General features: G+C 60.0%; 14 protein-coding genes. 2 read left to right on the top strand and 12 right to left on the bottom strand.

The window, feature by feature from the left end:
* Positions 1–16: 16 nt before the first annotated feature.
* The 9 genes from pyrF to HIJ39_RS04630 all read right to left on the bottom strand — a co-directional run bounded on the left by pyrF (position 17) and on the right by HIJ39_RS04630 (position 9,875).
* A complete protein-coding gene (gene pyrF / locus HIJ39_RS04670; protein ID WP_169097209.1) occupies positions 17–691 on the bottom strand; it encodes an orotidine-5'-phosphate decarboxylase in 675 nt (224 codons plus the stop codon).
* Positions 688–1,617 carry a dihydroorotate dehydrogenase gene (locus HIJ39_RS04665; protein WP_169097207.1) on the bottom strand — a complete coding sequence of 310 codons (930 nt, stop codon included), beginning with the start codon at positions 1,615–1,617 and terminating at the stop codon, positions 688–690. Before HIJ39_RS04665 ends, pyrF begins: the two co-directional genes overlap by 4 nt.
* Positions 1,617–2,396, bottom strand: coding sequence for a dihydroorotate dehydrogenase electron transfer subunit (locus tag HIJ39_RS04660; protein ID WP_169097205.1), 780 nt, complete (start codon positions 2,394–2,396; stop codon positions 1,617–1,619). The genes HIJ39_RS04665 and HIJ39_RS04660 overlap by 1 nt, the downstream gene beginning before the upstream one ends.
* Complete coding sequence (gene carB / locus HIJ39_RS04655) at positions 2,380–5,601, bottom strand: carbamoyl-phosphate synthase large subunit (protein WP_169097203.1); 3,222 nt, start codon at positions 5,599–5,601, stop codon at positions 2,380–2,382. Before carB ends, HIJ39_RS04660 begins: the two co-directional genes overlap by 17 nt.
* Positions 5,594–6,673 (bottom strand): carbamoyl phosphate synthase small subunit, encoded by a 1,080-nt coding sequence (locus tag HIJ39_RS04650; protein ID WP_169097201.1) that lies wholly within the window; start codon positions 6,671–6,673, stop codon positions 5,594–5,596. The genes carB and HIJ39_RS04650 overlap by 8 nt, the downstream gene beginning before the upstream one ends.
* Positions 6,648–7,973: a dihydroorotase gene (locus tag HIJ39_RS04645; protein ID WP_169097199.1), complete on the bottom strand. Its 1,326-nt coding sequence runs from the start codon at positions 7,971–7,973 to the stop codon at positions 6,648–6,650. The genes HIJ39_RS04650 and HIJ39_RS04645 overlap by 26 nt, the downstream gene beginning before the upstream one ends.
* Positions 7,963–8,865, bottom strand: a complete 903-nt coding sequence (locus HIJ39_RS04640; RefSeq protein ID WP_207711477.1) for an aspartate carbamoyltransferase catalytic subunit — start codon at positions 8,863–8,865, stop codon at positions 7,963–7,965. Before HIJ39_RS04640 ends, HIJ39_RS04645 begins: the two co-directional genes overlap by 11 nt.
* Positions 8,866–8,878: 13 nt before the next feature.
* Positions 8,879–9,409, bottom strand: a complete 531-nt coding sequence (gene pyrR, locus HIJ39_RS04635; RefSeq protein ID WP_420824559.1) for a bifunctional pyr operon transcriptional regulator/uracil phosphoribosyltransferase PyrR — start codon at positions 9,407–9,409, stop codon at positions 8,879–8,881.
* A gap of 169 nt (positions 9,410–9,578) precedes the next feature.
* Positions 9,579–9,875 carry a (2Fe-2S) ferredoxin domain-containing protein gene (locus tag HIJ39_RS04630; RefSeq protein ID WP_169097195.1) on the bottom strand — a complete coding sequence of 99 codons (297 nt, stop codon included), beginning with the start codon at positions 9,873–9,875 and terminating at the stop codon, positions 9,579–9,581.
* A 51-nt stretch (positions 9,876–9,926) separates the two neighbouring features.
* Here HIJ39_RS04630 and HIJ39_RS04625 point away from each other — a divergent pair, with 51 nt between their 5' ends.
* The gene (locus HIJ39_RS04625; protein WP_169097193.1) at positions 9,927–10,817 is read left to right on the top strand and encodes a mechanosensitive ion channel family protein; all 891 of its coding nucleotides are present in this window, start codon (positions 9,927–9,929) and stop codon (positions 10,815–10,817) included.
* 12 nt (positions 10,818–10,829) lie between these two features.
* Positions 10,830–11,711 (top strand): mechanosensitive ion channel family protein, encoded by an 882-nt coding sequence (locus HIJ39_RS04620; protein ID WP_169097191.1) that lies wholly within the window; start codon positions 10,830–10,832, stop codon positions 11,709–11,711.
* On the opposite strand, the gene HIJ39_RS04615 is transcribed toward HIJ39_RS04620, so the two are convergent.
* The 3 genes from HIJ39_RS04615 to ileS are packed head-to-tail and all read right to left on the bottom strand — an operon-like array spanning position 11,675 to position 15,853.
* Entirely contained in the window at positions 11,675–12,670 is a 996-nt protein-coding gene (locus tag HIJ39_RS04615; RefSeq protein ID WP_338055075.1) for an RluA family pseudouridine synthase, read from the bottom strand. The genes HIJ39_RS04620 and HIJ39_RS04615 overlap by 37 nt on opposite strands.
* On the bottom strand, positions 12,651–13,121 hold the full coding sequence (gene lspA, locus HIJ39_RS04610; RefSeq protein WP_169097189.1) for a signal peptidase II: 471 nt from the start codon (positions 13,119–13,121) through the stop codon (positions 12,651–12,653). Before lspA ends, HIJ39_RS04615 begins: the two co-directional genes overlap by 20 nt.
* The gene (ileS, locus tag HIJ39_RS04605; protein WP_169097187.1) at positions 13,121–15,853 is read right to left on the bottom strand and encodes an isoleucine--tRNA ligase; all 2,733 of its coding nucleotides are present in this window, start codon (positions 15,851–15,853) and stop codon (positions 13,121–13,123) included. The genes lspA and ileS overlap by 1 nt, the downstream gene beginning before the upstream one ends.
* Between the last annotated feature and the right edge of the window lie 45 nt (positions 15,854–15,898).

Here is a 15,898-nt window from a genome sequence, read left to right as displayed (position 1 = left end):
GGGTTCCCCTCTCATTTCATTGTGACATGGCCGCAACGAATCGCGACAAAGCCTCGGCGGGATCGGATGCGGCAACAATGGGGCGGCCCACGACCAAATCCGTCGCCCCCGCCGCCACCGCCTCAGCCGGCCCGGCCACGCGCCGCTGATCGCCCGTATCCTGACCTGGAAAACGAATTCCGGGCACGATGATGCGCGCTCCCGGCCACCGATGGTGTATGCGTCCTATTTCCGGACTCGCTGCCACCACCCCAGCCAATCCTGCGCGGCGAGCAAGATCGGCTGCCCGCTCCACCAGCTCGGGCAAAGGGACCGAAATGCCCAGATCCTGCAGCAATGCTTGATCCAGACTGGTCAACATGGTGACCGCCACCACCGACATCGTGCCCGCTTCCTGGCGGGCCGCTTCAAGCATTTCCAAGCCCCCTTGGGCGTGGACGGTTAAAACTTCGGCGCCCAGGCTCTGCACTGCGGCCACCGCCCTTCCCACCGTCCGGGGAATGTCATGGCACTTTAAGTCCAAAAAGATATGATATCCTCGATCGACTAGCTGGCGAACAAAATCCGGACCGAGGCGATAGTAGAGTTCCATCCCCACCTTGATGTGGCGATGGGATCCGAGGCGCTCTAAAATCGCTTCCGCCTGGTCGCGCTGGGGGACGTCCAACGCGACCCAGAGTCTCTTGGTCATACCTGCGCCTCCTTTGGCGGGAGCGCCGCTCCCACGGCGTCGCTCACGCTGGCAAAGCCATAGTCCGCCAGCACCTTCGGCAACTGTTCAATAATCTCGACCATGCGCTCCGGGTGTTGAAAGGTAATCGTGCCGACCATCACCGCCGACGCTCCAGCCATCAAGAACTCCAGTACGTCCTCCACCGACTGGATGCCGCCCATGCCAATAATCGGGACGCTCAAACGGGACGCCAACTCATAGACAATACGGACCGCAACCGGCTTAATGGCGGGTCCGGAAAGCCCCCCCGTGCGTCCCCCCAACGCCGGACGGCGGTTTTTGAGATCGATGGCCATCCCCACGAGAGTGTTAATCGCGGAAATCATGTCCGCGCCCGCCGCCACCGCGGCCTCGGCAATTACCCAAGGCTCGGCCGTATTCGGCGACACCTTGACCATCAACGGCTTGTCAGTCACCTGGCGGACGGCCCGGGTGACCGCAAAGGCCTGCTCTGGATCATGACCAAACTGGATGCCGCCTTCCTTGATGTTGGGACAGGAGATATTAATCTCGAACGCATTGATGCGCGGCTCCTCCGCCAAGCGAGCCGCTACGCGCTGATATTCCTCGGTGGTGTGGCCGATAATATTGGCCACCACGGCGGTATCCACTGTCTTTAAGAAGGGAATGTCGTCTTGAAGAAAGGCCTCCATGCCGGGATTCTGTAAACCGATGGAATTTAACAGTCCCTCCGCCGTTTCCCATACCCGAGGCGGCGGGTTGCCCCGCCAGGGATCGGGCGAAATGCCTTTAACGCTGACGCCGCCAAGCCGATTCAAGTCCACATAGGCCGCATATTCCGGACCAAAACCAAAAGTACCCGACGCCGCCAAAATGGGGTTCCTCAATCGGAGTCCACGTGGCAGTTGAACGGCTAAATCCATCAAAAAACCAACTCCTCCCGCAAGAACACCGGACCATCGGTGCAGACCCGCCGATAGCGGGGGCCATCCGGCCCCACCGGTTGAGCCTCCACAACACACGCGAGACACGCCCCAATGCCGCATCCCATGCGCTGCTCGAGAGCAAGTTGCACCCGGGCCGGACGACCGGCGGCAATCCGGCTTACAGCCGCCAACATGGGCGTCGGTCCGCAGGCCATGACCTCGGCTTGGGGAAACTCTTGAAGCCATTCCGGCAGGGGGGACACCACGTATCCCTGCCGCCCCAGGGACCCATCATCGGTCGCAAGCCATGGGTCAAGACCGTGCGCGTGAAAGTCTTGCCGCATAATCAGATAATCCGCGGTTCGCGCTCCCAGCGCCACGCGAATGGGCGCCCGGACCGCCCCTTGCCAGGCTTTTAGGGCGGCGAAGATAGGCGGGATGCCTACTCCCCCACCAATAAGAATCCAGGGGCGATCGGGCCGGGGTGGATCAAAACCCCGCCCGAGCGGCCCCAAGACATCGAGATAGTCTCCTGCTTGACGCGAATATAGCCAGGCGGTGCCGGATCCCACCACCTGCAACAGCAAGCCCACTGTTCCCGACTCGCGGTCAATGCGGGAAAAAGAGATGGGACGACGCAACATGCCCGGCGTAAGCACGTGACAAAACTGTCCCGGCAGCGCCTCTGCCAATGCTGGACTCTGAAGAATGAATTCCACATGATCGGGCGCCGTTTCCCGACGCTCGACAATACGAGCCTTAAACGCGTGCGCCATGGGTTTCTCCTTTTTTCCACTCATTTAACGAGTGCACTTCGAAAGGCCGTTGGCTGCGACCCTTCAATGCATCAATGGCTGCGGAAACGGTATCCAGAGAGGTCATGCACAGCACACCACGTTCCACCGCCGTACGGCGAATCAGAAACCCTTCGCGTTCTCGCTGTCCACCATGCGTGATGGTATTAATCACCAGCTCGAATTGGCCTTCGCGGATAAGGTCGACCAGGTGGGGCCGGCGCTCGCCGAGGCGATACACGGGGGTTGCGGCCACCCCATGGCTGGACAGCATCGCCCATGTACCACTGGTCGCATACAGGCGATATCCCATGTCCGCCAGTTCCTGCAACAGCGGCAACGCCTCTTCTTTATCGGCATCGGCAATGGTCGCGAGAATGCGGCCTCCCCGAGACAAGCGGAAGCCCCCCGCAACCAACGCTCGATACAGCGCGCGGGGCAAATCCTGGTCAATTCCCATGACCTCGCCGGTGGACTTCATTTCCGGGCCGAGCGCGGCATCGACCTGCCCTAATTTGGAGAAGGAGAAGACCGGCATTTTGACCGCATAATACTCCGGTGCTTGCTGAAGCCCGTCGCCTATGGTACCGGGCAGTTTGCCGGTGACCGCTGCCTCAATGGCCAAATCGACTAAGGGAAGATGGGTGGCTTTGATGAGAAAGGGGACGGTGCGGCTCGAGCGCGGATTGGCCTCAATCACGTAGACGGTGCCATCCACAACCACAAATTGGATGTTAAGCAGCCCCTTGACCTGTAAGCTGCGGCAGAGTATTTCGGTGATGCGCACTACCTCTTCCACCACCGCCTGACTGGCCCGCACTGGCGGGAGCACCGCCACCGAATCGCCCGAATGCACCCCGGCGCGCTCGACATGCTCCATGACGGCGGGAATCACCACGCGCTTGCCATCGCTGACAGCATCAACCTCCAACTCGATGCCGTTCATATACCGGTCCAGAAGCAAGGGGCGGTCCCGACCGATCTCGCGATTGACCAAGAGATATTGGCGCAGGGCCTCGTGGTCGTCAATGATGCGCATCGCCCGGCCGCCCAACACGAAGGAGGGCCGCACCAACACGGGGAAACCCAGTTTTTCAGCCGCCTCCAACGCTTCGCTGGTGTTGGTGGCCGTGAGACCGGGCGGACGGCGCAAGTGCTGCTCTTCCAGCAGTTGATCGAACAGGTGGCGATCTTCCGCCCGCATCAAGCCTTCAAGGCTGGTACCGACAATCGGCACTCCGTGGGACGCCAAGCCTTGGGCTAAGTTGATGGCGGTCTGTCCCCCAAATTGCACCAAAACTCCGTCGGGCTGCTCCAAATCCACAATGTTCAACACATCCTCTAATGTGAGCGGCTCAAAGTAGAGCCGGTCAGAGGCATTGAAGTCGGTCGAGACCGTTTCCGGATTGGAGTTAATCATAATGGCCCGGTATCCGCGAGCTCGCAAGGACTCCAAGGCGTACACGGACGCGGCGTCAAACTCGATTCCCTGCCCGATGCGAATGGGTCCGGAGCCGAGCACCACCATTTTCCGTCCCGGCAAAGGCGTGGCTTCGTTGTCCCGATCGTAGGCGGAATAAAAGTAGGGCGTTTCGGCTGGAAATTCCGCCGCACTGGTATCCACCATGCGGTAGCCGGGGCGAATATTTCGCGTCTTGCGCTCTTCGCGTACGGCGTCTTCGCTGGTCCCCGCAAGCTCGGCAATGCGGCGATCCGCCACCCCTAGCGCCTTTAGATCGGGAAGCTTCGCCCGCCACTGGTCCGGCGCGCCAGCCAGCCCTTTTTCCGCTTCGATGATGTGGGACAGCCCTTGAAGGAACCAGGGATCGATGCCGGTTCCTGCCGCTAGCTCTTGTACACTCCGGCCCCGCCACAACGCTTCCGCGAGATAGAAGAGCCGCTGATCCGTCGGAGTCAAGGCCAAGCGGGAAAGGGTCTCGTCATCGGCCGCCGTCTCCGGACCTCCGGCGACATCAATGCGCCCCACCTCCAGCGAGCGCACCGCTTTTTGCAACGCCGCTTCATACGTGCGGTCAATGGCCATGACCTCGCCGGTCGCCTTCATTTGCGTGCCCAGTTGTCGATCGGCCTCTGGGAACTTGTCAAACGGCCAGCGCGGAATTTTCACCACCACGTAGTCCAGTGCCGGCTCAAACGCTGCGGACGTTTTCCCGGTGACCGGATTCTTTATCTCCGGCAGGGTGAGTCCCAGGCCAATTTTGGCCACAATGCGGGCAATGGGATAGCCGGTCGCTTTGGACGCCAGAGCCGAGGAACGGGATACGCGGGGGTTGACCTCAATCACCCGGTACTCGCCGGTCTTGGACAACGCAAACTGGACGTTGCACCCGCCCTCGATGCCCAGATTCTGAACAATATCCAACGAGGCGTGGCGCAGCATGTGATATTCCCGATCCGTCAAGGTTTGGGATGGCGCCACCACAATGGAGTCGCCGGTATGCACACCGACCGGATCAAAATTCTCCATGTTGCAGATGACCACAGCGTTGCCGGCGCTGTCCCGGACGACCTCATACTCCACTTCTTTCCATCCGGCAATGGATTCCTCAACCAACACCTGGCCTATCGGGCTAGCCGCTAAGGCGTGGGGCAGCCGCTCCAGCAACTCCTCTTCGCTGTGGGCAAATCCTCCACCGCTCCCTCCCAAGGTATAGGCAGGACGCAACACCACCGGGTACCCAATTTGGGCGGCAAACTTGAGTCCGTCTTCCACGGTGGTAACTGTCTGCGATTGGGAAATGGGATGGCCAAGCCGCATCATGAGACTGCGGAAGGCTTCGCGATCTTCCGCCATCTCAATCGCCCCTAATTGGGTTCCCAACAGCTCAATGCCCAAATCGGTCAAGACCCCGGCACGTGCCAGCGATGACACTAGGTTCAGCCCCATCTGTCCACCCAGCGTAGCCAGCACCCCATCCGGACGCTCCTTGCCCAGCACATAAGCGAGGAAGGAAACCGTCAAGGGCTCGATATAGACCACATCGGCCACCGATAAATCTGTCATGATAGTCGCCGGGTTGGAGTTCACCAGGATGACCTCAACCCCCTCTTCTTTGAGGGCCCGGCAGGCCTGGGTTCCCGCGTAGTCAAACTCGGCCGCTTGGCCAATGACAATCGGACCCGACCCAATCACCAGCACCCGCTTTAATTCCGGCCGCTTAGGCATGGCCACCCTCCTCGCCAGTTACCGTCTTAAGAAATTCATCGAACAAATAGAGTGAGTCGGAGGGACCGGGTCCGGCCTCGGGATGGTGCTGCACGGACAAAATGGGCCGTTCCCGGTGACGAATCCCCTCCACCGTCTGGTCATGCAGATGAGTCAGACGCACCTCGTAGCGATCCTTGAGCGTCGCGGCATCCACCGCATAGCCATGATTTTGGCTGGTAATCAGCACCCGGCCGGCCCGATGGTCAAAGAGGGGATGGTTGGCCCCGTGATGCCCAAACTTTAACGGGTAGGTGCGGGCCCCCTCCGCTAGACCAATTAATTGATGGCCCAGACAAATGCCAAAGGTGGGATAGTGTTCCAGAGCGTAGCGGACGGTGGGCAGCACCTCGGGGATGGTCGCCGGATCGCCCGGTCCGTTGGAGAGCACCACGCCGTCCGGCCGCGTTTTCGCCAAATCCTCCGGCGAAGCTCCTGCCGGCAGTACCGTGATGGCCGCGCCGCGTTTGGTCAGTTCGGTCAGAATGGAATTCTTGACCCCATAGTCCATGACCGTAATCCGAGGACCCGGTCCTCCAATCTCATAAGGGGCGGGCGTGGTCACTTTGAAGACCGCATCTCTTAAATCGTAATCGGCCAAGCGCGCCAGTGCCTCATCTGGGCCAATGCTGGCCGGCACCATGACCGCCCGCTCCGTACCGTGCTCACGAAGATAGCGGGTCAAGGCGCGGGTGTCTACATCGGTTAAGAGCGGTTTCTGATAGGCGGACAGATACTCGGCCAAGGGGTGCGCCTCAGGGTGATGGGATGGTTGAGATTCCAGCCGATGCACGACCAACCCTTCCACCCAGGGATACAAGGATTCAGCCGCCTCAGCGAAGGTGCCGTAATTCCCAATTAGAGGGTAGGTCAACACCACAATTTGCCCAAAATACGACGGATCGGTCAGAATCTCCTGATAGCCGGTCATGGCCGTGTTAAACACCACCTCGCCGCGACCAGCCCAATCCTCCGAGCCTACATAGGTCCCGTCAAAACGGGTGCCGTCAGCGAAGATTAGATAGCCCTGCATGAAGCACCTCCCCTTCTTCCATCACAATCTGACCCCCGACAATGGTATAAACCGCGTCTCCTACCAAGGTGTGTCCCGCAAAGGGGGTGTTTTTCCCTTGAGAATAGAACCGCGCCGGATCGACCACCCAGCTTTTTTGCGGATCAATCAAGGTCACGTCCGCCACTTCGCCGGGGGAAATTCCGGCATACGGTTGATTCAGCGCCTGATGCGGCCCCCGGGTCAAGAGCGCCATGGCTTGAAGCGGTGTCATGTGACCCGGCTGCACCAGAGCCGTAATCACACCTGCCACCAATGTTTCAAGCCCGCTGATGCCAAAGGGCGCGTCCCCATAGGGCCTTGCCTTCTCGTCGGCATGATGCGGCGCGTGGTCGCTGGCCACCACCTCAACCAGGCCCTGGGTCATAGCAAGGATGAGCGCCCGGCGCGAGCTCACAGTACGCAGCGGCGGGTTCACTTTGGTCACGGGATCGTAACCCCACTCTTGGAGCGCATCTTCGCTCAACAGCAAATGATGGGGAGTCGCCTCGGCACTGACAAGAAAATGGTGCGAGCGTGCGTATGAAAGCGCCTCAAGACTTTCTGGTGCGGTCACGTGGGCCACATGCAGACGCCCGCCGGTGAGCCCCGCCAGCAGTACGTCCCGCCACACCATCACCGACTCCGCCGCCTCCGGCATCCCCGCCAGCCCCATCTTCCCGCCTATGGGCCCCTCGTTGACGACTGCCCCAGCCGAGAGCGACGGATCCTGCGCATGGTTGATGATGGGAGTCCTCAGCGTTGCGGAGTAAGAAAGAGCGGCCCGCATCAGACGACTCGAGCCCACCGGCCTGCCGTCATCGGAAAAGGCCACCGCCCCCGCTTCCTGCATGCGGTATAAATCGGCCAACTCCTCGCTGGCGCTGTCTCGGCTGACGGCCCCAATCGGCCACACACGCGTCAGTCCGATCGCATCCCCCTTCCACTGGACCCATTGCACGAGCTCCGGCGTGTCCATCACGGGGGTGGTATTAGGCATGGCCCCCACGACCGCGACTCCGCCGCGGGCCGCGGCCCGGCTGCCGCTTTCAATGGTTTCTTTGTGCGTCTGTCCTGGTTCACGGAGGTGCACATGCATATCCACAATCCGGGGCACCACCCAAAGCCCTTGGGCGTCAATGATGCGGACGGGCCTCTTCCCGGCCTCCGTTCCGGTCGCAAACCGACCATCGACAATGAGGATATCCTCACCGGCATGATCCAGACCCCGATAGGGATCGATGATGCGCCCCCCGCGAATTCTGATGGCCTCAGTTGTCATCCTGTCCCCCTATCAATTGATCCAACACCGCCATGCGGACCGCCACGCCGTTTCGCACTTGGGTCAAAATCTTTGCGCGAGGGTCGTCCATCACCAGAGAGTCAATCTCCACCCCGCGGTTTTGAGGGCCAGGATGCAATATCACCGCGTCCGGGCGAAGCGCCCCAGCACGTGCCGCAGTCAAGCCCCAGCGCTCCCGATACTCCTCCTCGGAGGGCATGCCAACCATCGCTTGCCGCTCTTTTTGGATCCGCAAAACCTGCACAACATCCGCGTCTTGGATGGCCGCGTCCATATCCGACGTCACCCGCACCCGCTCGTTTACCAGACCCAAGGGCTGCATAATCGGCGGGCCCACCAACGTCACGTGCGATCCCATGGTCAAAAAGCCCCACAAGTCTGAACGCGCCACCCGGCTATGTAAAATGTCCCCGACAATCACCACGGAAAGGTTGTCCAAATGTCCCTTGGCATCCCAGACCGTTTTCAAGTCCAGCAGACCTTGGGTGGGATGTTCATGATGTCCGTCACCCGCATTGACAACTGGGATATCCAGATGCCGCTGCAGTTCGGCGGGCACCCCCGAGGCGCTGTGGCGCACCACCAGTACGTCGGCGGCCATGGCCTCAACATTAAGAGCCGTATCATAGAGAGTCTCGCCCTTTTCCACACTGGAACCCCGGCTTTGAAAATTGATGACATCGGCTCCCAAATATTTGCCCGCCAGTTCAAAGGAGGTCTTGGTACGCGTGCTCGCTTCGAAGAAGAGATTGACACAGGCCCGCCCGCGAAGCCGCGCGCTCTTTTTCACCGGCGTGTCGACGACATCGCGGCGGAATCTCGCGGCGCCCTCCAACAACTGCTCGAGGTCCGCTTTAGCGAGGCCCTCCAGTGCTAAGAGATTGTTAATCCTCGGTCCCCTCTTTCTCCAGCGTCACCGCGTCCACACCATCGACTTCCATCAAATTCACCCGAACGATTTCACTGCGAGCGGTGGGTATATTTTTGCCGACAAAATCGGCGCGAATGGGCAATTCCCGGTGTCCTCGGTCGACCAACACCGCCAATTGCACCGCTCGCGGCCTCCCTTGATCCACGGTGGCATCTAAAGCCGCCCGGACCGTCCGTCCGGTATACAACACGTCATCCACCAGCACCACCACGCGATCGGCCAACGTGATTTCACTAATCCAACTGGCGCGCCGTTTCGGATGTTCGCGATCGTCGCGGTACGGCTCAATATCGATCGCGATGACGGGCGGCCTTACGCCTTCAATCCGCCCGAGGTTGGCGGCAATGCGCTCCGCCAGCGGCACTCCGCGCGTGCGGATCCCCGCCAGCACCACGTCCTCCATGTTGGCATTCTTTTCCGCGATTTGATGCGCCATACGCATCAACACCCGCGCTAAGCTCTCGGCGTCCAACAATAATGCCACGTTCGCCCGCCCTTCCTCAAAAAATCCCATAAAAAACGCCCCAACCCGCATATGGTTAGAGCGACTCCCTGCTCCTTACCAGTCTCGCAGAACTAGTTTAAAGGTCAGTGTTCCCGAAGCTAGTGTAGATCACTCGAGGGCTTGGGTAAAGATCCAGCGCCGGTTTTTTTCAGCCCTCGTATCCGTTCCTCAAATCCCCAAGGAGTTTGGCCCGCAATCTTGGGTCAACCGTTCCCTCCATGAGCAGATCCAGGGCTTCCCGCGTCATGCATCCCAGCCATAGGCCTCGCGGATAGAGCACCACCACCGGGGCCTTGGGGCAAAGACCGAGACACTGGCTCTCCACCACCGCTGCCGAAGCCTTGGCGCGGCGGGCCAAGGCGCGGGACCCCTTCCACCGGCAGCGAAGCCCGGCGCACACCACAAGGCGGCGCGCCCTGCCCTCCCCGTCATACTCCCAGTGCATGGCAGTCCCCTTTCTTTGACCCGCATGGTACCCTATTGCCAGGAGGTCGGTATGAACAATCAACCGAAGCGAACCCGAACCGGGTGGATCATTATCCTGGTGCTCCTCATCGGCATTGGACTGGAAGTGGCCTTGAAACATCTGCCACATTCCTTCCAACATCATTATGGCGATCTCATCCGCGCCTTAATCGTGCTGTTGGATGGCGGCGCCATTTCCTGGCTTGTGGAGCGCTGGCTGAAGAATTTGTCGGCTGAGCGCATCGGCTCCCGCCGCGCCACATCGCTTCGATTCATGGCCCGCTTGGTGCTTTATCTCGCCATCGCGCTGGCCTTGCTGGCCGCCTTCGGAGTCGGCCTGTCCTCGGTCGTATTTGGCTCGGCCTTTCTGACGGTCATTTTAGGACTCGCGGGCCAAAGCTTCTTTTCCAATCTCATCGCGGGCATAGGGCTGGTGATTTTTCATCCTTTCGAGGTCGGAGACCGCATCGCCTTCGTCGCGTGGCAATATCCCCTATTGATGCCGTCCTTCGCCCACGACACCACGGTCCCCGCCTATCGTGGCGTGGTCACGGACATCAATCTCGCCTATACCACGCTAATGACGGACGAAGGGGTCCCATTGCAGGTTCCCAACGGTGTTTTGATTCAGGCCGCCGTTCACAATTATCAGCGACGTCAAAGCCAGACCGTGCGCCTGCGCTTTGACCTCGATCTTAGTCTGGATCCATCCCAGCTAATCGGAAAACTTCAAGAGGCCCTTCAGGCGCTGCCGATGACCGTTGAGGTGCAATTGGCGGATGTGGGCCCGGCCACCTTTGGTCTCCGCGTGGTCGCAAAGGCCCGCGGCGGCAGTGAAGACGCCATTCGCCACCAGGTCTTGAACGCGTTAGTGCCGCTGGTGCAACAGCTGCGAAAAGCCGCTCCAACCAAGTCGCAATGACGGGAGGACTCCATGACATTTCGAGAACTGAAAAACTATTGGCCCATCGTTCTTATGGTGGCCCTAGCTTTGGGCCTCAAAATTGTCTTGGCGCACTTGCCCCATCCGGTTGCCCATCATTACGGCGATTTTTTCCGTGCCAGCATTGTGGTGCTGATTGGTGCCGCCATTTCCTTTGTGGTGGAGCGTTGGCTCCGGCGCCTGTCCTCTGACCGCATCGGGTCTCGGTCGGCAACGTCGCTGCGGTTTCTGGGGCGGTTGGTGCTGTATCTGGCCATCGCGCTGGGCGTATTGGCGGCCTTGGGCGTCGGCCTATCGTCAGCCGTGTTTGGCTCCGCCTTCTTGAGCGTCATTTTAGGCCTTGCCGGGCAAAATTTCTTGGCCAACCTCATTGCCGGTATTGGCCTCATCATTTTTCGTCCCTTTGAAGTCGGAGACCGGATTCAATTTGTCACTTGGCAATTCTCCGTACTCATGCCCTCATTTGCCCACGAAGCCATGAAGCCGACCTACAGCGGGCGGGTGAGCGACATTAATCTCGCGTACACCACCCTCATTACCGATGAGGGCGTGCCGCTCGAAGTTCCCAATGGGATTATGATGCAGGCGGCGATTCAGAATCACCAGCGGCGCAGTCGGTATCAGGTGCGCATGCGCTTCGACCTAGATCTTGAACTGGATGCGGGCGAGCTCATCGACCGCCTTCGCAAACGATTGCCGACCGCGGACGTCGGCTTGGCGGATGTCGGAGTCGCCCAATACGGGATTGTGGTGCGGATGGAGGCTCAGGGCAAACGCGAAGATAATCTCCGGCACGAGGTGCTGGAACAGTTGTTGCCCATCGTGCGCGACATGCGCTACAGCGTTGGAATGGAAAGTGCCGAGAGCCACTGAGGGGTTGTCGGTTCTACACCCTCGGCATAGACATACGGCGCCGCGATCTCCGGTGCCCCGAATTGGGCCAACTGGGCCCAGTCGGACGGCGGCAGCGCCGTAAAGGCCAGCCGCTTCTTGCTCACCGGATGCTCAAAGGCCAGACGGCCCGCATGCAAAAGCTGCCCGTGCCGAAAGGGCTCAAGGCGCCCGCCATAGAGGGGGTCTCCAACCACCGGATGCCCCAGCGAGGCCAGGTGGACGCGGATTTGATGGGTACGGCCCGTCTCCAGCGTGAGCGCCAGCAAACTCATGCCCGGCCACCGCGCCACGGTGCGATAATGGGTGCGCGCCTCCCGTCCGCCATAAACCACCGCCATACGCAGCCGCTGGCGGGGATCGCGGCCCAACGGGGCATCAATCACCCCCTTTTCGGGTGCCAGCCGTCCACGGGCCACAGCCACATATTGACGGGTCACCTGGCGCGCCTGAATGGCAACGGACAACGCTTCCCGCGCCTTCTGATGGCGCGCCAACACCATCAACCCGCTGGTATCCCGATCCAACCGATGCACCACGCCCGGACGCCATTCACCCTCTTCATGGGGAAGCCAAGGCAATAAGCGATGCACCAGACTGTCTTGCCAATGCCCGGCGGACGGATGCACCACCAACCCGCGCGGCTTATTCACCACCATGAGATGCTCATCCAGGTAAACCACCCAGTCGGGCAGACCTGCGTCGGAGCCCTGAGCGGCTTTAAGAGCGGGCGGCATTTCCTTCACCGGCTCCACCTGCACCGTCTGCCCGGGTTTCAGCACGTATCCCGCCTTTTCCCTCCGGCCGTTGACCAAGACCCGTCCCGCTTCGATCTGCCGCTGCCAAAAAGCGCGGGACCGGTCCGGCCCGAAGGATTGTAAAAAGCGGTCAAGCCGCATTCCGCTGTGTTCGGGCAGCACCTTATGCGTCGTATCCGGCACGTTCCTGATCCTTTCTCCAAAACTCCCACACAATCAGGATGATGCCTACCACGATGGCGGCGTCGGCAAGATTGAAAATGGCCCAAAAACGGAAGTGAATATAGTCGACCACCCGGCCACTCACCAGTCGATCCCAGAGATTTCCAGCCGTCCCGCCTGCCAACAGCCCCGCCCCGACACTGAGGCGGGTTGAAAGCCGCGGCTGGCGGATGATAAAGATGGCCAACGCCACTAATATGGCCAACGCGATGACAATGAACACCGGGTCGCCGCCCCGTCGGAAAAGGCTGAAGGCGGCCCCGGTATTGGTAATATAGGTTATCCACAACACCGGCGGCAGCACGGGAATCGATTGCCCCAGCACCATATGGCTCGCGACTAGCACCTGAAGCCAGCGGTCGAGGCCGAATACAAAAACTGCTAGGATAAGCGCGCCAATTTTTCGCCCCATTAGCCTTGCAGCTCCACCAGCACGCCTTGGCACCGCGCACACAATCCGCCCTCTTGATTCACGTCCGGCGTATAGCGCCAGCACCGCTCACAGCGAAGATACGCGGTGGGCCGCGCCACCGCCGCCAGTTCCGGTCCCGCGGTCCAAGTCACTTTGGCGGCTAGGGCCATTTCCGTCAAAAGCGCCACATCCTCCTCGGTTAAGGCCGGATCGGACTCGGGAATGGTGAGGTGCACCTCGCCGGCCAAACTGTTGCCAATCACTTTTTGCTGCCGCAGATCCTCCAAGGCCTTCAAAATTACCTCGCGATAACCGAGGAGCCGCTCAAGCCGGCCATGCTCCTCCTCGGTATAGCCAATTTCCCAAGGATCCATCCATGTGGTCAGATGCACTGACGAAGGATCCTCCGGCCGCCTGGGGATTTCTTGGTATACCTCCTCCGCCGTGAACACCAGCACCGGGGAAATGGCACGGGTGAGCGCCCCAAGAATGTAGAACAAAACCCGCTGGGTTTCGACCCGCACCGGATCGGAGGGTGCCCAGGTGTAGAGGCGATCCTTAATTACGTCCAGATAGAAGCTCGACAGATCAATAATCATAAGGTGCAGCAAGCCATGCACCATGGTGTGAAAATGATATTGACGATAGGCTTCGCGGGCCTCTTCAAGCCAGCGGTTGACCCGATCCAACGCCCAGCGGTTCAAGGGATCGGACACGGTACCGCGCGTTGCATGGGCCGGATCAAACCCGTGCAGGTTCCCCAAAAGAAACCGAAATGTGTTGCGGATCTTGCGGTAGCTCTCGGATAGCTGGCGCAAAATTTCATCGGAGATGCGCACATCGCCGCGGAAGTCCGAGGTGGCCACCCACAGCCGGAGAATGTCGCTGCCGTACTGGTTGACAATATCTAACGGATCGATGGTGTTGCCCAACGACTTGTGCATCTCCTGCCCGGATTTGTCCAACACCATCCCGTGGGTCAATACCATCTGATAGGGGGCACCGCCGCGAGTGGCCACCCCGGTGGTCAGTAGGCTTTGGAACCACCCGCGATACTGGTCGTTTCCCTCCAAAACCAGATCGGCCGGCCACTTCAGCCCTTCGCGCTCGGCCAACACGGCCGCTTGGCTGGAGCCCGAATCCATCCAGACATCAAAGATATCCTTTTCCTGGCGGAAGGATGTCGACCCACACGAAGAGCACGAGTACCCGTCCGGCAAAAAGTGTGCAGCCGGCTCCGACCACCAAGCGTTGCTGCCCTCCCGGCCGATAATGTCCGCTACCCGCCGTACCAATTCGGCGTCCAAGACCGGATGGCCGCAGTCTTCACAATAGAAGGCGGGAATAGGCAGCCCCCAAACGCGCTGGCGAGACAAGCACCAGTCGTTGCGATCCGAGACCATGGAGCGCATGCGGTCGCCGCCCCAGGCCGGATCCCAGTTGACTCCGTAAGTTTTTTCGATGAGCGTTTCGCGAATGCGGTCGATGGATAAAAACCACTGCGAGGTGGCGCGATAGATGACCGGGTTCTTGCACCGCCAGCAGTACGCATATTGGTGATCGTAATCCTGAGCGTGCAACAGCGCCCCGGATGTTTGCAGCGTTTTCAGCACGACGGGGTTGGCGTCGGCATAGAACAACCCCGCCACCACCGGGGTATCTTTGAAGTAACGTCCGCGATCATCCAAGGGCTGGATGACGGGGAGCCCATACTGGCGCCCCACCTCAAAGTCCTCGACGCCGTGGCCCGGCGCCGTATGCACCAGTCCGGTACCGCTTTCGGCAGTGACATGCCCGCCCAAAACAAAGGGAGATTGGCGATCCAAATAGGGATGGCGGGCCACCACCCCTTCTAAGTCATGGCCAACAAAGGTCTTCAGGGTGCCCCGATTTTCCACACCCAAAACCGTCAGGACGCGCTCGACCAAATCATGGGCCACGAGCAGCGGCCCCTCTGGGGTGTCCACCAGGTCATAGTGCAACTCAGGATGCAGCGCGATGGCCACGTTGGCGGGAATCGTCCAGGGCGTCGTGGTCCAAATGACAGCCCGCGTCCCGTCGGGCAATCCAAGCCCCTGATCGTCCACCACCGGGAAAGCCACGTAAATTGACGGTGAACGGTGCGTCTTGTACTCAATCTCGCCTTCCGCGAGCGCCGTTTCACAATGCGGGCACCAATACACCGCTTTTAGATCTCGATAGATTAACCCATTGTCCACCAGATCGGCAAACACCCTGAGCTCAGCCGCTTCATATTGCGGCGTCAGGGTGATATAGGGGTCTTGCCAGGCCCCCATCACCCCGAGACGCTGGAATTCTTCGGTCATCACCCCGATATAGTGGCGGGCCACGGCCTCGCACTCCCGGCGCAAGGTCAGGGGGTCAATCTGGTGCTGGGAGACACCCAGCTTCTTTAAGGCGCGCATCTCGATGGGCAGCCCATGCGTATCCCATCCTGGGACATAGACCACGTCGTAGCCGGCCAAAGTCCAGTATCGGTTAATCATGTCCTTCAAAATTTTGTTCAACGCCGTACCGGCATGAATGTCGCCATTAGCGTAGGGCGGTCCATCGTGCAGAACAAATTTAGGCGCCCCCTGGCGGAGCTTGCGCTGGGTCTGATAGAGGTTCACACTCTCCCATTCTTCCAGCCGTGAAGGCTCCTTGACAGGTAAGTTGGCCTTCATGGGAAAATTCGTTTTCGGCAAATTGAGCGTCTCGCGGTAATCCATGCTTCCTCCTTCGTGGCGATCAAAAAAACCCTTGCATCAGCAAGG

Source organism: Sulfobacillus harzensis (assembly GCF_012933365.1).
In the GTDB taxonomy this organism is placed as follows: Bacteria; Bacillota; Sulfobacillia; order Sulfobacillales; family Sulfobacillaceae; genus Sulfobacillus_B; species Sulfobacillus_B harzensis.
Note: the sequence above shows the minus strand (reverse complement) of the source record. Positions and strands in the feature narration are given on the sequence as shown.

Coding starts and splice junctions, on each gene's coding strand:
- HIJ39_RS04645 (WP_169097199.1), bottom strand. CDS start 7,973: ATGACAACTGAGGCCATCAGAATTCGCGGGGGGCGCATCATCGATCCC.
- HIJ39_RS04625 (WP_169097193.1), top strand. CDS start 9,927: ATGAACAATCAACCGAAGCGAACCCGAACCGGGTGGATCATTATCCTG.
- ileS (WP_169097187.1), bottom strand. CDS start 15,853: ATGGATTACCGCGAGACGCTCAATTTGCCGAAAACGAATTTTCCCATG.
- HIJ39_RS04665 (WP_169097207.1), bottom strand. CDS start 1,617: ATGGATTTAGCCGTTCAACTGCCACGTGGACTCCGATTGAGGAACCCC.
- HIJ39_RS04660 (WP_169097205.1), bottom strand. CDS start 2,396: ATGGCGCACGCGTTTAAGGCTCGTATTGTCGAGCGTCGGGAAACGGCG.
- HIJ39_RS04650 (WP_169097201.1), bottom strand. CDS start 6,673: ATGCAGGGCTATCTAATCTTCGCTGACGGCACCCGTTTTGACGGGACC.
- pyrF (WP_169097209.1), bottom strand. CDS start 691: ATGACCAAGAGACTCTGGGTCGCGTTGGACGTCCCCCAGCGCGACCAG.
- HIJ39_RS04630 (WP_169097195.1), bottom strand. CDS start 9,875: ATGCACTGGGAGTATGACGGGGAGGGCAGGGCGCGCCGCCTTGTGGTG.
- lspA (WP_169097189.1), bottom strand. CDS start 13,121: ATGGGGCGAAAAATTGGCGCGCTTATCCTAGCAGTTTTTGTATTCGGC.
- HIJ39_RS04620 (WP_169097191.1), top strand. CDS start 10,830: ATGACATTTCGAGAACTGAAAAACTATTGGCCCATCGTTCTTATGGTG.
- carB (WP_169097203.1), bottom strand. CDS start 5,601: ATGCCTAAGCGGCCGGAATTAAAGCGGGTGCTGGTGATTGGGTCGGGT.